At 69.2% G+C, this 14944-nt stretch carries 14 protein-coding genes and 1 pseudogene; 14 read left to right on the forward strand and 1 reads right to left on the reverse strand.

What is annotated here, in order from left to right; all coding sequences use genetic code 11:
- Positions 1-31: 31 nt before the first annotated feature.
- From IPN47_07800 to IPN47_07825, 6 genes are all read left to right on the forward strand, one after another.
- A complete protein-coding gene (locus IPN47_07800; GenBank protein ID MBK9407944.1) occupies positions 32-1597 on the forward strand; it encodes a diguanylate cyclase in 1566 nt (521 codons plus the stop codon).
- Positions 1598-1728: 131 nt separating this feature from the next.
- A complete protein-coding gene (gene pyrR / locus IPN47_07805; GenBank protein ID MBK9407945.1) occupies positions 1729-2277 on the forward strand; it encodes a bifunctional pyr operon transcriptional regulator/uracil phosphoribosyltransferase PyrR in 549 nt (182 codons plus the stop codon).
- Positions 2274-3230, forward strand: coding sequence for an aspartate carbamoyltransferase catalytic subunit (locus IPN47_07810; protein MBK9407946.1), 957 nt, complete (start codon positions 2274-2276; stop codon positions 3228-3230). Before pyrR ends, IPN47_07810 begins: the two co-directional genes overlap by 4 nt.
- Before the next feature lie 143 nt (positions 3231-3373).
- A complete protein-coding gene (locus IPN47_07815) occupies positions 3374-4657 on the forward strand; it encodes a dihydroorotase (protein MBK9407947.1) in 1284 nt (427 codons plus the stop codon).
- Positions 4658-4666: 9 nt separating this feature from the next.
- Positions 4667-5350: a class II aldolase/adducin family protein gene (locus IPN47_07820; GenBank protein ID MBK9407948.1), complete on the forward strand. Its 684-nt coding sequence runs from the start codon at positions 4667-4669 to the stop codon at positions 5348-5350.
- Between the two features lie 16 nt (positions 5351-5366).
- The gene (locus IPN47_07825; GenBank protein ID MBK9407949.1) at positions 5367-6335 is read left to right on the forward strand and encodes a hypothetical protein; all 969 of its coding nucleotides are present in this window, start codon (positions 5367-5369) and stop codon (positions 6333-6335) included.
- A gap of 101 nt (positions 6336-6436) precedes the next feature.
- Here the strand turns inward: IPN47_07825 and rpsT are convergent, their stop codons facing one another.
- The gene (rpsT, locus tag IPN47_07830; GenBank protein MBK9407950.1) at positions 6437-6682 is read right to left on the reverse strand and encodes a 30S ribosomal protein S20; all 246 of its coding nucleotides are present in this window, start codon (positions 6680-6682) and stop codon (positions 6437-6439) included.
- A gap of 165 nt (positions 6683-6847) precedes the next feature.
- On the opposite strand from rpsT, the gene IPN47_07835 reads away from it, so the two are divergent.
- From IPN47_07835 to IPN47_07870, 8 genes and pseudogenes are all read left to right on the forward strand, one after another.
- Complete coding sequence (locus IPN47_07835; GenBank protein MBK9407951.1) at positions 6848-7543, forward strand: site-2 protease family protein; 696 nt, start codon at positions 6848-6850, stop codon at positions 7541-7543.
- 2 nt (positions 7544-7545) lie between these two features.
- A complete protein-coding gene (locus IPN47_07840; protein ID MBK9407952.1) occupies positions 7546-8280 on the forward strand; it encodes a segregation/condensation protein A in 735 nt (244 codons plus the stop codon).
- Positions 8255-8797, forward strand: coding sequence for an SMC-Scp complex subunit ScpB (scpB, locus tag IPN47_07845; protein ID MBK9407953.1), 543 nt, complete (start codon positions 8255-8257; stop codon positions 8795-8797). The genes IPN47_07840 and scpB overlap by 26 nt, the downstream gene beginning before the upstream one ends.
- A gap of 11 nt (positions 8798-8808) precedes the next feature.
- Positions 8809-9486 (forward strand): annotated as a pseudogene (locus IPN47_07850) (rRNA pseudouridine synthase).
- A gap of 792 nt (positions 9487-10278) precedes the next feature.
- Entirely contained in the window at positions 10279-11223 is a 945-nt protein-coding gene (locus IPN47_07855) for an AAA family ATPase (protein ID MBK9407954.1), read from the forward strand.
- A gap of 16 nt (positions 11224-11239) precedes the next feature.
- The gene (locus tag IPN47_07860; GenBank protein ID MBK9407955.1) at positions 11240-12157 is read left to right on the forward strand and encodes a DUF58 domain-containing protein; all 918 of its coding nucleotides are present in this window, start codon (positions 11240-11242) and stop codon (positions 12155-12157) included.
- A gap of 23 nt (positions 12158-12180) precedes the next feature.
- On the forward strand, positions 12181-13242 hold the full coding sequence (locus tag IPN47_07865) for a hypothetical protein (protein MBK9407956.1): 1062 nt from the start codon (positions 12181-12183) through the stop codon (positions 13240-13242).
- Positions 13239-14924: a VWA domain-containing protein gene (locus tag IPN47_07870; protein MBK9407957.1), complete on the forward strand. Its 1686-nt coding sequence runs from the start codon at positions 13239-13241 to the stop codon at positions 14922-14924. Before IPN47_07865 ends, IPN47_07870 begins: the two co-directional genes overlap by 4 nt.
- Positions 14925-14944: the final 20 nt, after the last annotated feature.

The raw sequence follows: 14944 nt of genomic DNA on the forward strand, positions 1-14944 counted from the left end.
TCTGCCGCCGTCCTCCGATTCGCCACTCGGCATGCGCCTTTCGATCGGCCAGAAGCTCACACTCGCGTTCAGCGCCGCGGTCTCGATTCTCCTCGTGACCGGCGTCGTGTCGTATCGCAATACGCGTGAGCTGCTGCGGACGACCGACGCGGTGTCGCAGGCGCAAGCGGTGCTGGCCTCGGTAGACGGCGTCGCGGCGGCGCTGGCCGATGCCGAGGCGGCCGCCCGCGCACATGCCCTGACGGGGGCCCCCCTCCATAGCCGACAGTTGCAAGGCGCGGCCGACGTGGCGGGCGGTCACCTCAGCAACTTGACCCAACTCGTGGTTGGCGACTCGCTGACGCGTCGCGATGTCGGTACCCTGGATACGTTGGTGGCGCGGCGGATCGCGATGTTGCAGCAGGCGATGCAGCTGCGGGCCGGGGCTATGCTCGATTCGGCGACACGGCTCGTGACCAGCGACGATGCCACGTCCGGACGGGGCGCGGCGCTGTCGCTCATCGCCACGGTGCGCGATCGCGAGCGCGAGGAGTTGGCGGCGCAATCGGTCGCCGCCCATCGCAGCGGCAGCCGTGCCGACTTCATCCTGCGGTTTGGCCTGCTCCTGGTGGCACTCCTCGGTCCGCTCGCCTTCTTCATGGTGCGCAACGACTTCACGTCGCGCCAAGAGGCGGAGCGTGCCCTCCTGGAGAGTGAGTCCCGCTTTCGCGCGGCGACCGACGGGAGCCTCGACGCGTTCTACGTCCTGCGTGCCATTCGCGACGGGTCGGGCGAGGTCCTCGACTTCGAGTTCGTCGACCTGAACGCACGCGCCGAGTCGTTGCTGGGGCACGGTCGCGGCGAGGTCCTCGGGCAGCGACTTTGCGAGCTGATCCCGGCCAATCGTACGCTGGGATTCGTCGAGAAGTACCGGCAGGTGATGGAGACCGGGGTGGTGCTCGAGGAGGAATGCGAGGTGATCTCCCGCGACTATCACGCCGCGTGGATTCACCACCAGGTCGTCCCGCTCGTCGATGGCGTCGCGATCACCTCGCGCGACATCACCGAGCGGCGCCGACAGGAGGAGGCGCTGCGCGCGCTCTCGTTGATCGACGAACTGACGGGGCTCTACAACCGGCGCGGCTTCCTGACACTCGCGCAGCAGCAGCTCAAGCTGGCACGACGCGGGCACCGCGAGTTGGTCCTCCTGTTCGTCGACATGGACGACTTCAAGGAGATCAACGACACGTTCGGGCACAGCGAAGGCGACATGGCGCTCAAGCGTGCGTCGGACGTCCTGCGGCATACGTTCCGCGACTCGGACATCATCGCGCGGCTCGGGGGCGACGAGTTCGTGGTGCTGGCCACCGACACCGGCAAGACCGGGAGCGAGATCATCATTCAGCGACTGCGTCGCGAACTGCTGGAGCGGAACGATCGGGAGGGCTACCCGTATCGCCTGTCGTTCAGCGTTGGTGCCGCACGCTTCGACCCTGAGGCGCCGCCGTCGATCGAGGAGTTGATGGCCGCCGCCGATGCGATGCTCTACGAGCAGAAGAAGTACAAGCGCCAGTCTGCGCCGCTCCCCGCCGCACTCCCCGCCGCGATTCCCGCGTAGGCGGGGCGTACGCCCCAGGGTGGCGCGACCGTTGGCGGCCAGCCGGGTTCTCTCGGCTTGAATGCGCCCGACCGCATCGTCCGGACGTCGCCGCTTCATTTTGCCGATGGGAGGGCGCATATTGGCCGCTCATGGCATCCACGCGTACGATCGCGCTCGACGCCCGGGCCGTGGCCAGAACGCTGCGCCGCATGGCCGACGAAATCGTCGAGCTGTTTGACGGGACGGACGACCTCATCTTGGTCGGCATTCAGCGGCGGGGGGTGCAACTGGCCGACCGCCTTGTGCAGATGATCCAGGAGCGCGAGGGGGTGCAGCTGCCACGCGGCGCGCTGGACATCACCCTGTATCGCGACGACCTGCAGACTGTGGGACCGCGTCCCGTGGTGGGGAAGACGCATCTCCCCTGGTCGATCGACAAGAAGCGGGTGGTCATCGTCGACGACGTGCTGTACACGGGGCGGACGATCCGGGCGGCGCTCGACGAGCTGGCCGACTTCGGGCGGCCCGCACGCATCGCCCTTGCGGTCCTCGCCGACCGGGGAGGTCGCGAACTCCCGATCCATGCCGATATCGTGGGCAAGCGCATGGACGTCACACCGGGGGCGCGAGTCGACGTGCTGGTCGGTGAGCTGGACGGTGAGGATTCGGTCATCCTCGTGCACCCGGAGGGCGCATGAGTTCCTCCGCCGACATCGGCAAGGACCTGCTGGGGCTCGAGGAGCTGTCGGCGGCGCAGATCCAGCTCCTGCTCGACACCGCGGAGCCGTTCAAGGAGATCTCCCTTCGCGCGATCAAGAAGGTGCCGACGCTGCGCGGGGCGACGATCGTCAACCTCTTCTTCGAGCCCTCGACGCGTACGCGCATCTCGTTCGAGTTTGCCGAGAAGCGCCTGTCGGCTGATACGGTGAATGTGGCGTCGGCCGGATCGAGCGTGTCGAAGGGGGAAACGCTCGTCGACACGGCGCGCAACCTCGAGGCGATGAAGATCGACATGGTGGTCGTGCGCCATGCGTCGTCGGGGGCTGCGCGCTTTCTCGCGCAGCGCATCGAGTCCAACGTCATCAACGCCGGCGACGGGACGCACGAGCACCCGACGCAGGGGCTGCTCGACATGCTCACGTTGCGCGATCACTTCAAGCGCCTCGCGGGACTGCGAGTGTGCATCTGCGGCGATGTGCTCCATTCGCGCGTGGCGCGATCCAACATCTGGGGGCTGCAGAAGATGGGGGCGGAAGTCGCCATCTGCGGGCCCTACTCGCTCCTCCCCAACCACGTCGAGTCGCTCGGCGTGACGGTCTTCCGTCGCATCGAGGAAGCCATCGAGTGGGCCGACGCGCTCAACATCCTCCGCTTGCAGCTTGAACGCATGCAGGGGGGCTACATCCCGTCGTTGCGCGAGTACAATCGCGTCTTCGGCGTCACGCGCGAGAAGCTCGAGCGGGCACCGCGTGACGTGCTCATCATGCACCCGGGTCCCATGAACCGCGGCGTGGAGATCGACTCCGACGTCGCCGATGGCCCGCATTCGGTCATCCTCGACCAGGTGACCAACGGTGTTGCCGTCCGCATGGCGGTGCTGTACCTGTTAGCCGGTGGCAGTCCGGCGCTCGCCGAGGCTGCGAAGGGTTAGCCGTCCGTCGTTGGAAGTCTGCGCGTTGATGGTCGAAGTCCGACGCCGAGGAGGGCCGTGCGCGACGCGTCCTCAGTCCTCCGTCTCCCGTCTCCCGTCTCCCGTCTCGTTCCGTGCCTAACACCACGTCCCATCAGTACCTCCTGCTGCGCAACGGCCGTGTCCTCGACCCGTCGTCGAACCTCGACGTGGTGGGAGATGTGCTGGTCGCCGACGGCGTCATCGAGCACGCCGGGGCCCCGTTAGGCGAGGTGCGCCGCGACGGCGACCTCCTCGAGATCGATTGTGCCGGCCAGATCGTGTCGCCCGGCTTCGTTGACGTCCACTGCCACCTGCGCGAGCCGGGACGCGAGGACGTCGAGACGATCGCCACCGGCGCCCGCGCCGCCGCGGCCGGTGGCTTCACCGCGGTGTGCGCCATGCCGAACACCGATCCGGTCACCGACAATCAGGCCGCGGTCGGCTTCATCATTCGGCAGGCCACGCGGGCGGCGGCGGCACGCGTGTATCCCATCGGCGCGATCTCGGTCGGGCAGAAGGGCGAGGCGCTCGCCGAGTTCGGCGAGATGATCGGGGCAGGGGCCGTCGCGGTGAGCGACGACGGCAAGCCGGTGGCCAGTGCGCAACTCATGCGCACCGCCCTCGAGTATGCGCGCACCTTCGAGATTCCGGTCGCCGATCACTGCGAAGAGCCGACGCTCGCCAAGGGTGGCGCGATGAACGAGGGGGTCGTCTCGGCGCGACTCGGGCTCAAGGGAATCCCGAGCGAGGCCGAGGAGATCATGGTCATCCGGGACATCCTGCTCGCGCGTCGCACCGGCGGGCACGTCCACCTGTGTCACATGTCGACCAAGACGTCGGTCGAGCTCATTCGATGGGGGAAGGATCGCAACATCCGCGTCACCGCCGAGGTGTGCCCGCATCACCTCTCACTCACCGAGGACGCGGTCGAGGGGTACAACACCAACGCCAAGATGAATCCGCCGCTCCGCACGGCCGAGGACGTCGAGTTCCTCAAGCAGGCGGTGAAGGACGGCACGATCGATCTGGTGGCCACGGACCACGCGCCACACCACTATGACGAGAAGGAGCGCGAGTTCTCCGATGCGCCCAACGGCATCGTCGGGCTGGAGACTGCGCTCGCCGTGATGGTGACCAACCTCGTCGAGCCCGGCATCATCAGCTACGCGACGCTGGTGGAGCGCATGTCGTGCTCGCCGGCGCGCATCTTTCACCTTCCGGGTGGGACGCTGCGTCGCGGAACTGTGGCCGACATCACAGTCTTCGATCCAAAGGCACGGTGGAGCGTCGACCCCGCCAGCTTCCTGTCGAAGGGGCGCAACACACCGTACGCGGGAAAGCCGCTCGCCGGCCGCGCCACCTGTACCATTGTGGGCGGACGGATCGTCTATCGGCTGACGAATTAGGTGAGGGGGATGGCGCCACGCGGCACGTACGCAACCAAGCGGGACATCGTCACGGTCTGTCGGCGCCTCTACGAGCGCGGATTGATCGCGGGCCCCGATGGCAACGTGTCGGTGCGCGTCGCCCCCGATCGTATTCTCGTCACTCCGGCGGGGATGTCTAAAGTGGATGTGCAGGTCGAGGACCTCGTCGAGCTCGCGCTCGACGGCCGTCAGCTGCGCGGGGCGACACAGGCGTCGTCCGAAGTGCAGATGCACCTGCGCATCTACCAGCGACGCCCCGACGTCCACGCGGTGGTGCACGCCCATCCACCGACGGCGACGGGGTTCTCGGTGGCAGGGGAGTCGTTCGCCGCCTGTGTGCTCCCGGAGGTGCTCTTCCAGGTGGGGTGGGTCCCGCTGGTGCCGTATGCCACGCCGGGGACCACGGCCCTGGCCGATGCCTTTGAACCATTCGTGGCGCAGCACGATGCCTTCCTGATGGCCAACCATGGGGCGACGACGATCGGCCCGACGCTGACCATCGCGCACCAGCGCATGGAGAGCCTCGAGCACAGCGCCCGGATCCTCCTGACCGCACGACTGCTGGGGCGCGTGAACACGCTCACCCCATCGCAGGTAGAAGCGTTGGTAGAAGCGCGCGCGCGCGCCGTGCCGGGCGCGACGTATCCCGGATGCCCTGTTCCGTCCGCGTAGCACACGAGGGAGACGCATGACGAGTTTCGAATCGAATCCGATGGACGCCCTGGCGGGCCTGCTCGAAGAGCGGCGGCGCTATGAGGGATGGCTGGCGCAGCTGGAAGCGCGCCGCGCCGATTCGCCGAGCCACGTGGTGGATCGCGTACGGGGCGACTACTCCGGCCGCCTCGACGCCGTCACGCAGAAGCTCCGCGACCGCGCCGAGGAGCTCGAGGCGTCGGCCGCCGGGTTGCGCGCGCGCATCGAGGCCCTGCAGGGTGAGGAGTCGCAGCGCCGCGATGAACGTGCCGAGCTCGAACTGCGCGCACTGGTCGGGGAGTACCAACCGGACCAGGCGCAATCGTCGATCGCCGCGTGCGACGAGGCCATTGGGCATCTGATGGGTGAGCGCTCCACGCTCGAAGCGGAGCTCTCGCGCATCACCGAGGTGCTCGCGCTCGTCGCGCCACCTCCGCTCCCGCCGATCGAGTCGCCGTCGAGCGAGGCGTCGATGCCGGAGGAACCAGCAGCGGTCGCCGAGGGGGCGGTGAACCACGATCAGGGCGAGCCCCTGCAGACGCAGGAGATGGCCACCGCGTCGGCGCTGGAGACGGCGAGTCTCTCGACCACCGCCGAGCCTTCGCCGATGGACGAGCTGGCGTTTCTGCACTCCGTCGTTGATGCGCCGCGCGAGGAGCACGCGCCGGTGTCGGCGGAGCCCTCCGCGCCGCGTGCGGAGTCCAGCGCCGATCTGCTGCCGCCTCCGGTGCTCACGGCGCCGCGTCGTCCGGTGACGCCGCTCTCCACGAGCATCCCGACGACGCGCGATCCGTTCGCGAGCACGGCGAAGGTGTCGTCGTTGACGCCGGGGAGCATCCCGTCGTTCCTGAAGGACATGCCGACGGAGCAGGTGAAGACGCTCAAGTGCCAGGAGTGCGGCACGATGAACTACCCCACGGAGTGGTACTGCGAGCGTTGCGGTGGCGAGCTGGCGGCGATGTAGGCGCCACGCGCCGACCGGGCAGCGCCCGGGCGCGGTAGGAAACGAGACGGGGCGATCCGAGAGGATCGCCCCGTGCTGTTTGTAGCGGCCGAGCCCGCGCGTTACTTGGCGGCGTTCGCCTTCTTGGCGATGCGGCTCTTGTGACGGGCAGCGGTGTTCTTGTGGATCAGTCCCTTGCGGGCGGCGCGGTCGAGCAGCGAGACGGCCGACTTGTCGACATCGGGCGTGGAGCCGGCGGCCTTCGCCTTCTTCAACGCCGTGCGAAGTGCGGAGCGCTGGGCGCGATTGCGTACGGTCGCGGCGCGGGACTTCCGCATGTTCTTTGCGGCGGAGGCGATATTCGGCACGAAGAAACTCCGGGTGTTCTAGGGTTGGTTGCGAGCCATGAATCCTATCGGGGACGAGGGGGCATGTCAAGGAACGACACTACTTTGACTCTCGTTTCCCCCATCGCTAGCTTGCCCGTCCTTCCGCTCCGCCCCTGGTCACCGTCCCCCCTCCGCCGTCGCCCATTGGATAAGCTCCAGGAGTTCCTGCTCGTGGCGCCGGTGCTGCTCTTTTCGATGGTGGCCCACGAGTTCGCTCATGGGTACGCGGCGCTCAAGCAGGGGGATCCCACAGCCTACCAGCTGGGGCGGCTCACGTGGAATCCGGTCAAGCACATCGACCCGTTCTTCACCGTGATCCTGCCGATGATCACCTTCTTTACCGGGGGGTTCATTTTCGGTGGGGCCAAGCCGGTGCCGGTGACGCCGCGTAACTACCGCAACTATCGTCGGGGCGACATCATCGTCTCGATGGCCGGGATCGTGACCAACCTGATCCTCGCGGTGCTGTGCACCGGGGCCATCGTCCTGCTCGGGCTGGTGGGACGTGCCCTCCCGGTCGCCACCGATACGCTGGCCATCCTGCAGCGCATGATGATCACCGGGGTCGTGTTCAACCTGATCCTCGCGATGTTCAACCTGCTGCCGATTCCGCCGCTCGATGGATCGCACGTGATGAAGTATCTGCTCCCGCCGTCGTGGGCGATCCGCTATCAGCAGGTCGGGATGTACGGGGTCTTCATCCTCATGATCCTCATGATGACGCGCGTGGGCGCGCCGCTGCTGTCGGCCTGGATGACACCGGTGAACCTGCTCGGCGGCGTGATGTTGCGCGCCATTTCGCAGTTTGTCCTTCCCAGCCAGTTCACGCTGGGGATGTGACGATGACGGCGCCTGCGGCGGAGTTCGACAACACCTTCGTGGTGGACCTCTCGCAGTTCCAGGGCCCGCTGGACCTGCTGCTCGGGCTCATCCGCGACGAGAAGGTCGACATCTACGACATTCCCATCTCGCGCATCGCCGACCAGTTCCTGGCCCGCATCAGCACCTTGGGGTTGGATCAGGCGGCGGACTATCTCGAGATGGCGGCACGCCTGCTGCGCATCAAGGCGCAGCTCCTCCTGCCGCGCAACGAGCACGACGAGGCGTGGGAAGACCCGCGCGCGGAACTCGTCAGGCGCCTGCTGGAGTACCAGCAGATGCGCGAGGTGGTGGACGTCCTCGAGAAACTCGCTGAGGAACGTCGTGCGCGCTTCGCCCGCGCGTACATCCCGCCCTCGGGCGCGGAGCCGCCGCCGTCGCCGCTCGCCTTGTCGCTCGCCGAGCTGCTATCGGCGATCGACCGCGTGTTGCGCGTGGCGAAGGACCCGGCGGTGCACGATGTCATTCCGCGCGCCCTCGATGTGGACGGCGCGATCGCCACCGTGCGCGGTGTCCTCCTGCTGCAGGAACGTGCGCGTTGGCGCGACGTGGTGCGGCAGGGCGCCGAGCGGTGGGAGATTCTTTCGGCACTCCTGGCGCTCCTCGAGCTGGCGCGCCGTGGCGAACTCAAACTCAAGCAGGCGAATCCGTTCGCCAACGTGTTCATCACTCGTGAATCCCCTGGCCAAGCTGCTTGAGGCGGCGCTCTTCTCGAGCGCCCGCCCTGTCCCGAAGGAAGAACTGGCGGCGCTCGATCCGGAGGCGTCGCCCGCGGCCGTGCAGTCGGCGCTCGACGAGCTGCGCGAGACGTACGACAACAATGGCCACGGCGTCGAGCTCGTCGAGCTGGGCGAGGGGTGGCAGATCCTGACCCGTCCGGAATACACCGAGGCCATCGAGCGCGCGCAGCTGGCGGTGCGCCCGCACCGTTTATCTGCGGCGGCCCTCGAGTCACTCGCCATCATCGCGTACCGGCAGCCCATCGGTAGGGCGGAGATCGAGGAGATCCGTGGGGTCAATGTCGGCGGCGTCCTCAAGTCGTTGCACGAGCGCGGACTGATCGACGTGACCGGGCGAGGGGAGGGGATCGGGCGCCCGCTGCTGTATGGGACCACGCCGCTCTTCCTCGAACAGTTTGCCCTGCGCCATCTCGAAGAACTGCCGCGCGCCGACGAACTGGCGGTCGCGCTTCGCTCTGAACCGAAGCCCATCTGATGACTGAGCCGATGCGCATCCACCGCGCCCTCGCGCGCGCCGGGGTCGCATCGCGTCGCCACGCCGAGACGCTGATCGCCGAAGGGCGCGTCACGGTCAACGGGGGCGTGGCGCGGCTGGGGCAGACGGTCGATCCCAACCGCGACCGCGTGCAGGTCGACGGCAAGGAGATCGCGCTCGAGGCGGCCGCTTCCAAGTGGTACGTGCTCAACAAGCCGGCGGGCGTCATGACCACCCGGCGCGATCCCGAAGGGCGCCGGACGGTGTTCGAGATGGTCCCGGAGGTCCCGGGACTCACGTACGTGGGCCGGCTCGACTTCCTCACGGAAGGGGTCCTGCTCATGACCAACGACGGGGAGGGGGCCAACCGGCTGACCCACCCAAGCTCGGAAGTCGAGCGCGTCTACGTCGCGACCGTGCGCGGCAACGCGAAAGGGGCGGCCGATCAGGCTCGGCAAGGGGTGGAGCTCGAGGACGGGATGGTCAAGCCGGCGTGGGTCAATGTGCATCCCATGGAAAACCGGCGGTGGATGTTCGAGATCGCCATTCGCGAGGGGCGCACGCGCGAGATCCGTCGGCTCTGCGCCGCGCTCGGTCTGGAGGTCGAGCGCCTGGTGCGCACGCAGTTCGGCCCCGTGCGAATCGGCGAGTTGGAGCCCGGTACATGGCGCGAGCTCAGCCCACGCGAGGCGGCGATGCTCGAAGTCATGACGGGGACCGACGTCCCCCACGGGAAGCCGCCACGGAAGCGAGACGATCGCAAGCGACCAGCGACCACGGGCGAGCGACCGGCGCGTGGCGAACGGCCGTCGCGTGGTGAGCGGCCGGCCCGTGGTGAGCGGCCGGCCCGTGGCCCGTGGCGAGGGTTCTGCGCGTGGCGAACGTCCCTCCGTCGGCGAGCGTTCCGCGCGTGGTGAGCGTCCTGCGCGAAGTGAGCGACCGACTCGCAGCGAACGCCCCGCGCGCAGCGATCGTCCGGCGCGCGCCGACGGTGCGGAGGGGAGCGCGCGCCCCGAGCGCCGGGAGCGTCCGGCGCGCAGCGAACGCCCCGAACGTGGCGGTGCATCGCGCGGCGGTTCGCCACGTGGCGCGTCGTCACGCCGGGACGCCGCACGCGGTGACGCCGCACGTTCTGGCGGTGCGCGACCCGCGAGCGGTCGGCGGAGCGAGGGGGGGAGCGCGTCTCGCGTGTCCCCTCCCAGGCGTCGCTCGACGCGTGACTAGAAGCCAACACACCGATGGTCGACGGCTCCTGGCTGGCGCCCGGCGTCGGAACGCCGGCGACTTCTTGTGAAATGGCCCGTCGCGTCGAGTGGCGCGCCAGACGGCGAGCGGAACGACGCCCGCGGCGCGCGACGACCGCGGGCGTCGGCGTAACGCGCCGAGGGCGACGGTCGGAACCGTCGCGCCGTTCGGTGTAAGAGCGACAGAACCCTTCGCGACAGGAGCACGCGCACGTGGCAACCCAGGCGGCAACGGACATGGCGCTGGTACAGGCCGTCGAACGCGAGGTCGGGAAGCGCGTCGTCGGCCAGGAGTACATGGTGGAGCGTCTCCTGATCTCGCTCCTCACCGGCGGACACGTCCTCCTCGAAGGCGTCCCGGGGTTGGCCAAGACGCTCACGGTGCGCACGCTAGCCGAGACGATTCACACGACGTTCCAGCGCATCCAGTTCACCCCCGACCTCCTGCCGGCCGACGTGCTGGGGACCCAGGTGTTCGACCAGTCGACGGGGGCGTTCACGATCAAGCGCGGGCCGATCTTCGCCAACATCGTCCTCGCCGACGAGATCAACCGGGCGCCGGCCAAGGTGCAGGCCGCGCTGCTCGAGGCGATGCAGGAGAAGCAGGTGACGTTAGGCGGGCAGACCTTTCGCCTCGAGGAGCCGTTCCTCGTGCTCGCGACGCAGAACCCGATCGAGCAGGAGGGCACCTATCCGCTGCCCGAGGCGCAGGTCGACCGCTTCATGCTGAAGCTCCGCGTGGGCTACCCGTCACGCGAGGAAGAGAAGGAGATCATGCGGCGCATGGCGAGCGGCGATCCGATCGCGATCCACCCGATCGCCTCGCCGCAGGCCATCCTCGAGGCACGGCATCGCATCACCGAGCTGTACATGGACGAGCGCATCGTCGACTACATCGTCGACATCGTGCACGCCACACGCTATCCCGCCGAGGCGAAGCTCAAGGAGCTCGCGCCGCTCATCGAGTTCGGGGCCAGCCCGCGCGCGACGATCGCGCTCGCCCAGGCCTCTCGCGCCCACGCCTTCCTGCGCGGGCGCACCTACGTGACGCCGGACGACATCAAGGCGATCGCCCCCGACGTGCTGCGGCATCGCGTCCTCACGACCTACGAAGCCGAAGCCGAGAGCGTGACGAGCGACGACATCGTGAAGCGGATCCTGGATACGGTCGAGGCGCCGTGAGGGGGGCGACGGCCTGATGTCGGCACCCGTCGCGACCACGCGCCCGGTCCTGATCACGCCCGAGATCCTGCGCCAGGTCAAGCTGGTCGAGCTTCGCACGCGCCGCCTCGTGAACTCCCTCTTCTCCGGCGAGTATCGCTCCATCTTCAAGGGGCAGGGGATGGAGTTCGCCGAGGTGCGCGAGTACCAGCCGGGCGACGAGGTGCGGTCCATCGACTGGAACGTGACGGCGCGCATGCGTCGGCCGTTCGTCAAGCGCTACATCGAGGAGCGCGAGCTCACGTTGATGCTGGCGGTCGACATCTCGGGGTCGGAGCGCTTCGGCACGGTGCGGCGCTTCAAGTCCGAACTGGCCACGGAGCTGGCGGCGGTCCTGACGATGTCGGCGGTGCGCAACAACGATCGCGTCGGCGCGCTCCTCTTCACCGATCGCGTGGAGCACTTCGTCCCGCCGCGCAAGGGCCGCCGGCACGCGCTGCGCATCCTGCGCGATGTGCTGGTGCACGAGCCGAAGGGGACGGGAACGGACACGCCGCTGGCGCTCGACTTCCTGCGCGGGCTGCTCAAGCAGCACGCGATCATCTTCCTCATCTCCGACCTGCAGGACCCCGGGCTCGAGCGCTCGCTCAAGCTGCTCGGCCAGCGGCACGACCTCGTGGTCGCCACGCTGGACGACCCGAGCGAGACCACGCTGCCCGACATCGGCATGGCGCGCTTTGTCGACCCGGAGAGTGGAGAGACGCTGGATGTCGATACCAGCGATCCCGCCGTTCGCTCGGCGTACGACCAACTCTCGACAGCTGAACGCGACGCGCGACGCGCGATGCTGCGTCGCTTGGCCATCGACGAGATTCCGATCTCGACGGCCGGCGGGTACATCGAACCGCTGCTGCGGTTCTTTCGGGCGCGCGAGCGCCGGGCGGCACGCGGATGACGGAGGCCGTGCCCGAGGGGGGAATGGCGCGCCATGCCGGCGGCCACGGCGTGCGGCGTTCGAGGCACGGCGGGTGGCGCCTGACGACGCTCCTGTTCGCGGTGATCGCGACGCTTCCGCTGGCGCCGCGCGTCGCGCTGTCGCAGGGGTCGGGCGACCGGACCCGCGGCGCATCGGCCGACAGCGCCCTCCGCGCCATTTCCCGCGGCGTGGCGGTGCTCCCTGAGACGGTCACGGTCGGGGACCCGTTCCGCGTGGTGGTCCGGGTGCGCGCTCCCCGCGGGGCGACGCTCGAGTTCGCGGCGGTCCCCGATTCGGGGACGGGCGTCGAGGCGCTGGATCCGGTGCACGTCGTGCCGACGCTCGACTCGACGGCGACGGAACAGACGGCGACGTATCGTCTCGCCGCCTGGGATGTCGGCGCGCGTGCCATTCGCATCCCCGACGTCATCGTGCGCGACTCGCTCGGCGTCCGGCGCGTGGCCGTCGGGCGCACGCTGTCGGTGTTTGTGGCCACGGTGCTTCCGGCCGACTCGACGGAACGCGTGCCCAGGCCGCCGCGGGCGCTGTACGAGTTCGGGCCGCCCTGGTGGTGGTGGGCCCTGGTGGCGCTTGCAGCGTTAGGCGTGCTGGTCGCGGTCTGGTGGCTCTGGCGCCGTCGCCGACAGCCGGTGTCGGCGGTGCGCCGGTCGCCGCGTGACGAGGCAGAGGCGGCCTTCGGTCGCGTCGAGGCGCTCGAACTCGTGGCCAGTGGCGAGCGAGGGCTGCACGTGGCGCTCATGGCCGAGGTGCTGCGCGATTACCTGTCGCGCGTCGTGCCGTCGGCGGCGCCGTCGCTGACCTCCTCGGAGTTGCTGCTGCAGTTGCGTGGCGATGGGCGGCTCCCGCTGCCGCGCCTCGTACGCCTGCTGCAGGACGTCGACCTCGTGAAGTTTGCCGCCTTGCCGATCGATGCGGTGCGGGCGGAGGCGCTCGGGGGGGAGGCGCGTGCCCTCGTGGAGGCGATCGACGTGGCGGTGCAGCCACGTGAGCCGGCCGTCGTGCCGGGGGGCCCGGCGCCGCGCGACGCACGGGAGGCGGCATGATGCCCGCCGTCACCGACTGGCCCTGGATGCTCCCGGTCGCGCTCCTGCTGGGGGCGTTGGCCACGTCGCTCGTGGTCGTTGCCGTCAGGCGCAAGCGCGGGCGGCTCGCACGCCTGGCCGAGGCGCCGCTGCTGGCGCGCCTGGCGCCCGCGAGCGCTGTGGCGCCGGCACATTGGCGGGCCGCCCGGCTGGGGGTAGCGACGCTCCTCGCGGGAGTTGCCTTCGCCGGCCCTCGGTGGGGGACCGAACCGGCGATCGTGAGCGGCGAGGGGATCGACGTGGTCCTCGCGTTGGACGCGTCGCTCTCGATGCTCGCGACCGATGACCGCCCCAATCGACTGGAGCGCATGAAGCAGGAGGTCCGGCGCTACCGCGACCTCGCGCGCTCCGATCGCATCGCGATGCTCGCCTTCGCCGGGCGCAGCTACATCCTCACGCCGCTCACGGTCGACGACGGGGCGCTCGAGCTGTTCCTCGACAACCTGGATCCGAGCATCGTTGGCCAGGCCGGGAGCTCCCTCTCGCGCACGATCACGCAGGGGACGGACCTGCTCCTGACGTCAAAAGGGGGGAGCGATCGCGCGCTGGTGATCATGAGCGACGGCGAGTCGTTCGAGCCGATCGAGGAGATACGCGACGCGGCGGCGCGCGCGACGCAGAACGGGATCGTGCTCGTGACCGTCGGCTTCGGTACGACAGCGGGGGCGACGATCCCCGTTCCCGAGGGAGGCGCGGTCGTCCCCAAGCGGGATGAGAACGACCAGGTCGTGATTTCGCGCTACAACCCGGAGACGCTGCAGGCGATCGCCGAGGCGTCGAACGGCACGTTCGTGGGGGCCGAGGTCACCGATAAGGCGACGCGCGTGCGTGCGGCGCTCCAGCGGCTGCGCGCCACGAGCCGAACCGTGTCAGCCGGGGCGTCGAAGACGCCGCGCTTCCAGTGGTTTGTCGCACCGGCGCTGTTGCTCCTGCTCCTGGATACGTGGCGCGCGGAGCGTGTGCGTCGGCGGCGTCGCGCACCCCTCGCACTCGCTGGTGTCGCGGCCTTGGCCGGTTGCACGTGGAGTGGCAGCGCCCCGCGAGACGCCGCACGCGAGTACGCCGTGGGTCGTTACGCGCGCTCGGCGGCCATCTATCGGGCGGCGATCGCCGCGGGCGATGCACGACCACAGCTGTTCTACAACCTCGGGACGGCGCTCGTCGCCGCCGACTCGCTCGATGCCGCCGCGGAGCCGCTGGAGCGCGCGAGCAAACCCGAGGACGCGGAGCTGCGCTTCCGCAGCTGGTTCAACTTGGGACTAGGCCATCTGCGGCGTGGGCTCGCCGGCGCCCCTGACGCGGATAGCACGCGGGGCTCGCTCAAGACGACGCTGGAGACCTACAAGCGTGCCCTCATCCTGCGCCCCACGGATCGCGATGCCAAGTGGAACTATGAGTTGGCGCTGCGGCAGCAGGAGCAGAACGGGGGCGGCGGTGGTGGCGGGGGGGGCGGGCAGTCCAACGCCGACCAGCAGGACCAGAGCGACGCCGATTCGCCGCAGTCGCGACAGCAGAGCGGCGGACTTGGCGAGCAGCAGGCCGAGCAACTGCTGAATGCGGCGGCGCGCGAGGAGCGCGGCGTGCAGGGACGCAAGCAGCGCCAGAGTCGCCCGCAGCCGCCGCCCGGCGGGAAGGACTGGTGAGGACGCACGGGGCACCGAGG

This window comes from Gemmatimonadota bacterium (genome assembly GCA_016719105.1).
GTDB lineage: Bacteria > Gemmatimonadota > Gemmatimonadetes > Gemmatimonadales > Gemmatimonadaceae > SCN-70-22.

Coding starts and splice junctions, on each gene's coding strand:
- IPN47_07870 (MBK9407957.1), top strand. CDS start 13,239: ATGATGCCCGCCGTCACCGACTGGCCCTGGATGCTCCCGGTCGCGCTC.
- IPN47_07840 (MBK9407952.1), top strand. CDS start 7,546: ATGACGGCGCCTGCGGCGGAGTTCGACAACACCTTCGTGGTGGACCTC.
- IPN47_07800 (MBK9407944.1), top strand. CDS start 32: ATGCGCCTTTCGATCGGCCAGAAGCTCACACTCGCGTTCAGCGCCGCG.
- pyrR (MBK9407945.1), top strand. CDS start 1,729: ATGGCATCCACGCGTACGATCGCGCTCGACGCCCGGGCCGTGGCCAGA.
- IPN47_07820 (MBK9407948.1), top strand. CDS start 4,667: ATGGCGCCACGCGGCACGTACGCAACCAAGCGGGACATCGTCACGGTC.
- IPN47_07810 (MBK9407946.1), top strand. CDS start 2,274: ATGAGTTCCTCCGCCGACATCGGCAAGGACCTGCTGGGGCTCGAGGAG.
- IPN47_07860 (MBK9407955.1), top strand. CDS start 11,240: ATGTCGGCACCCGTCGCGACCACGCGCCCGGTCCTGATCACGCCCGAG.
- IPN47_07865 (MBK9407956.1), top strand. CDS start 12,181: ATGGCGCGCCATGCCGGCGGCCACGGCGTGCGGCGTTCGAGGCACGGC.
- IPN47_07825 (MBK9407949.1), top strand. CDS start 5,367: ATGACGAGTTTCGAATCGAATCCGATGGACGCCCTGGCGGGCCTGCTC.
- IPN47_07855 (MBK9407954.1), top strand. CDS start 10,279: ATGGCGCTGGTACAGGCCGTCGAACGCGAGGTCGGGAAGCGCGTCGTC.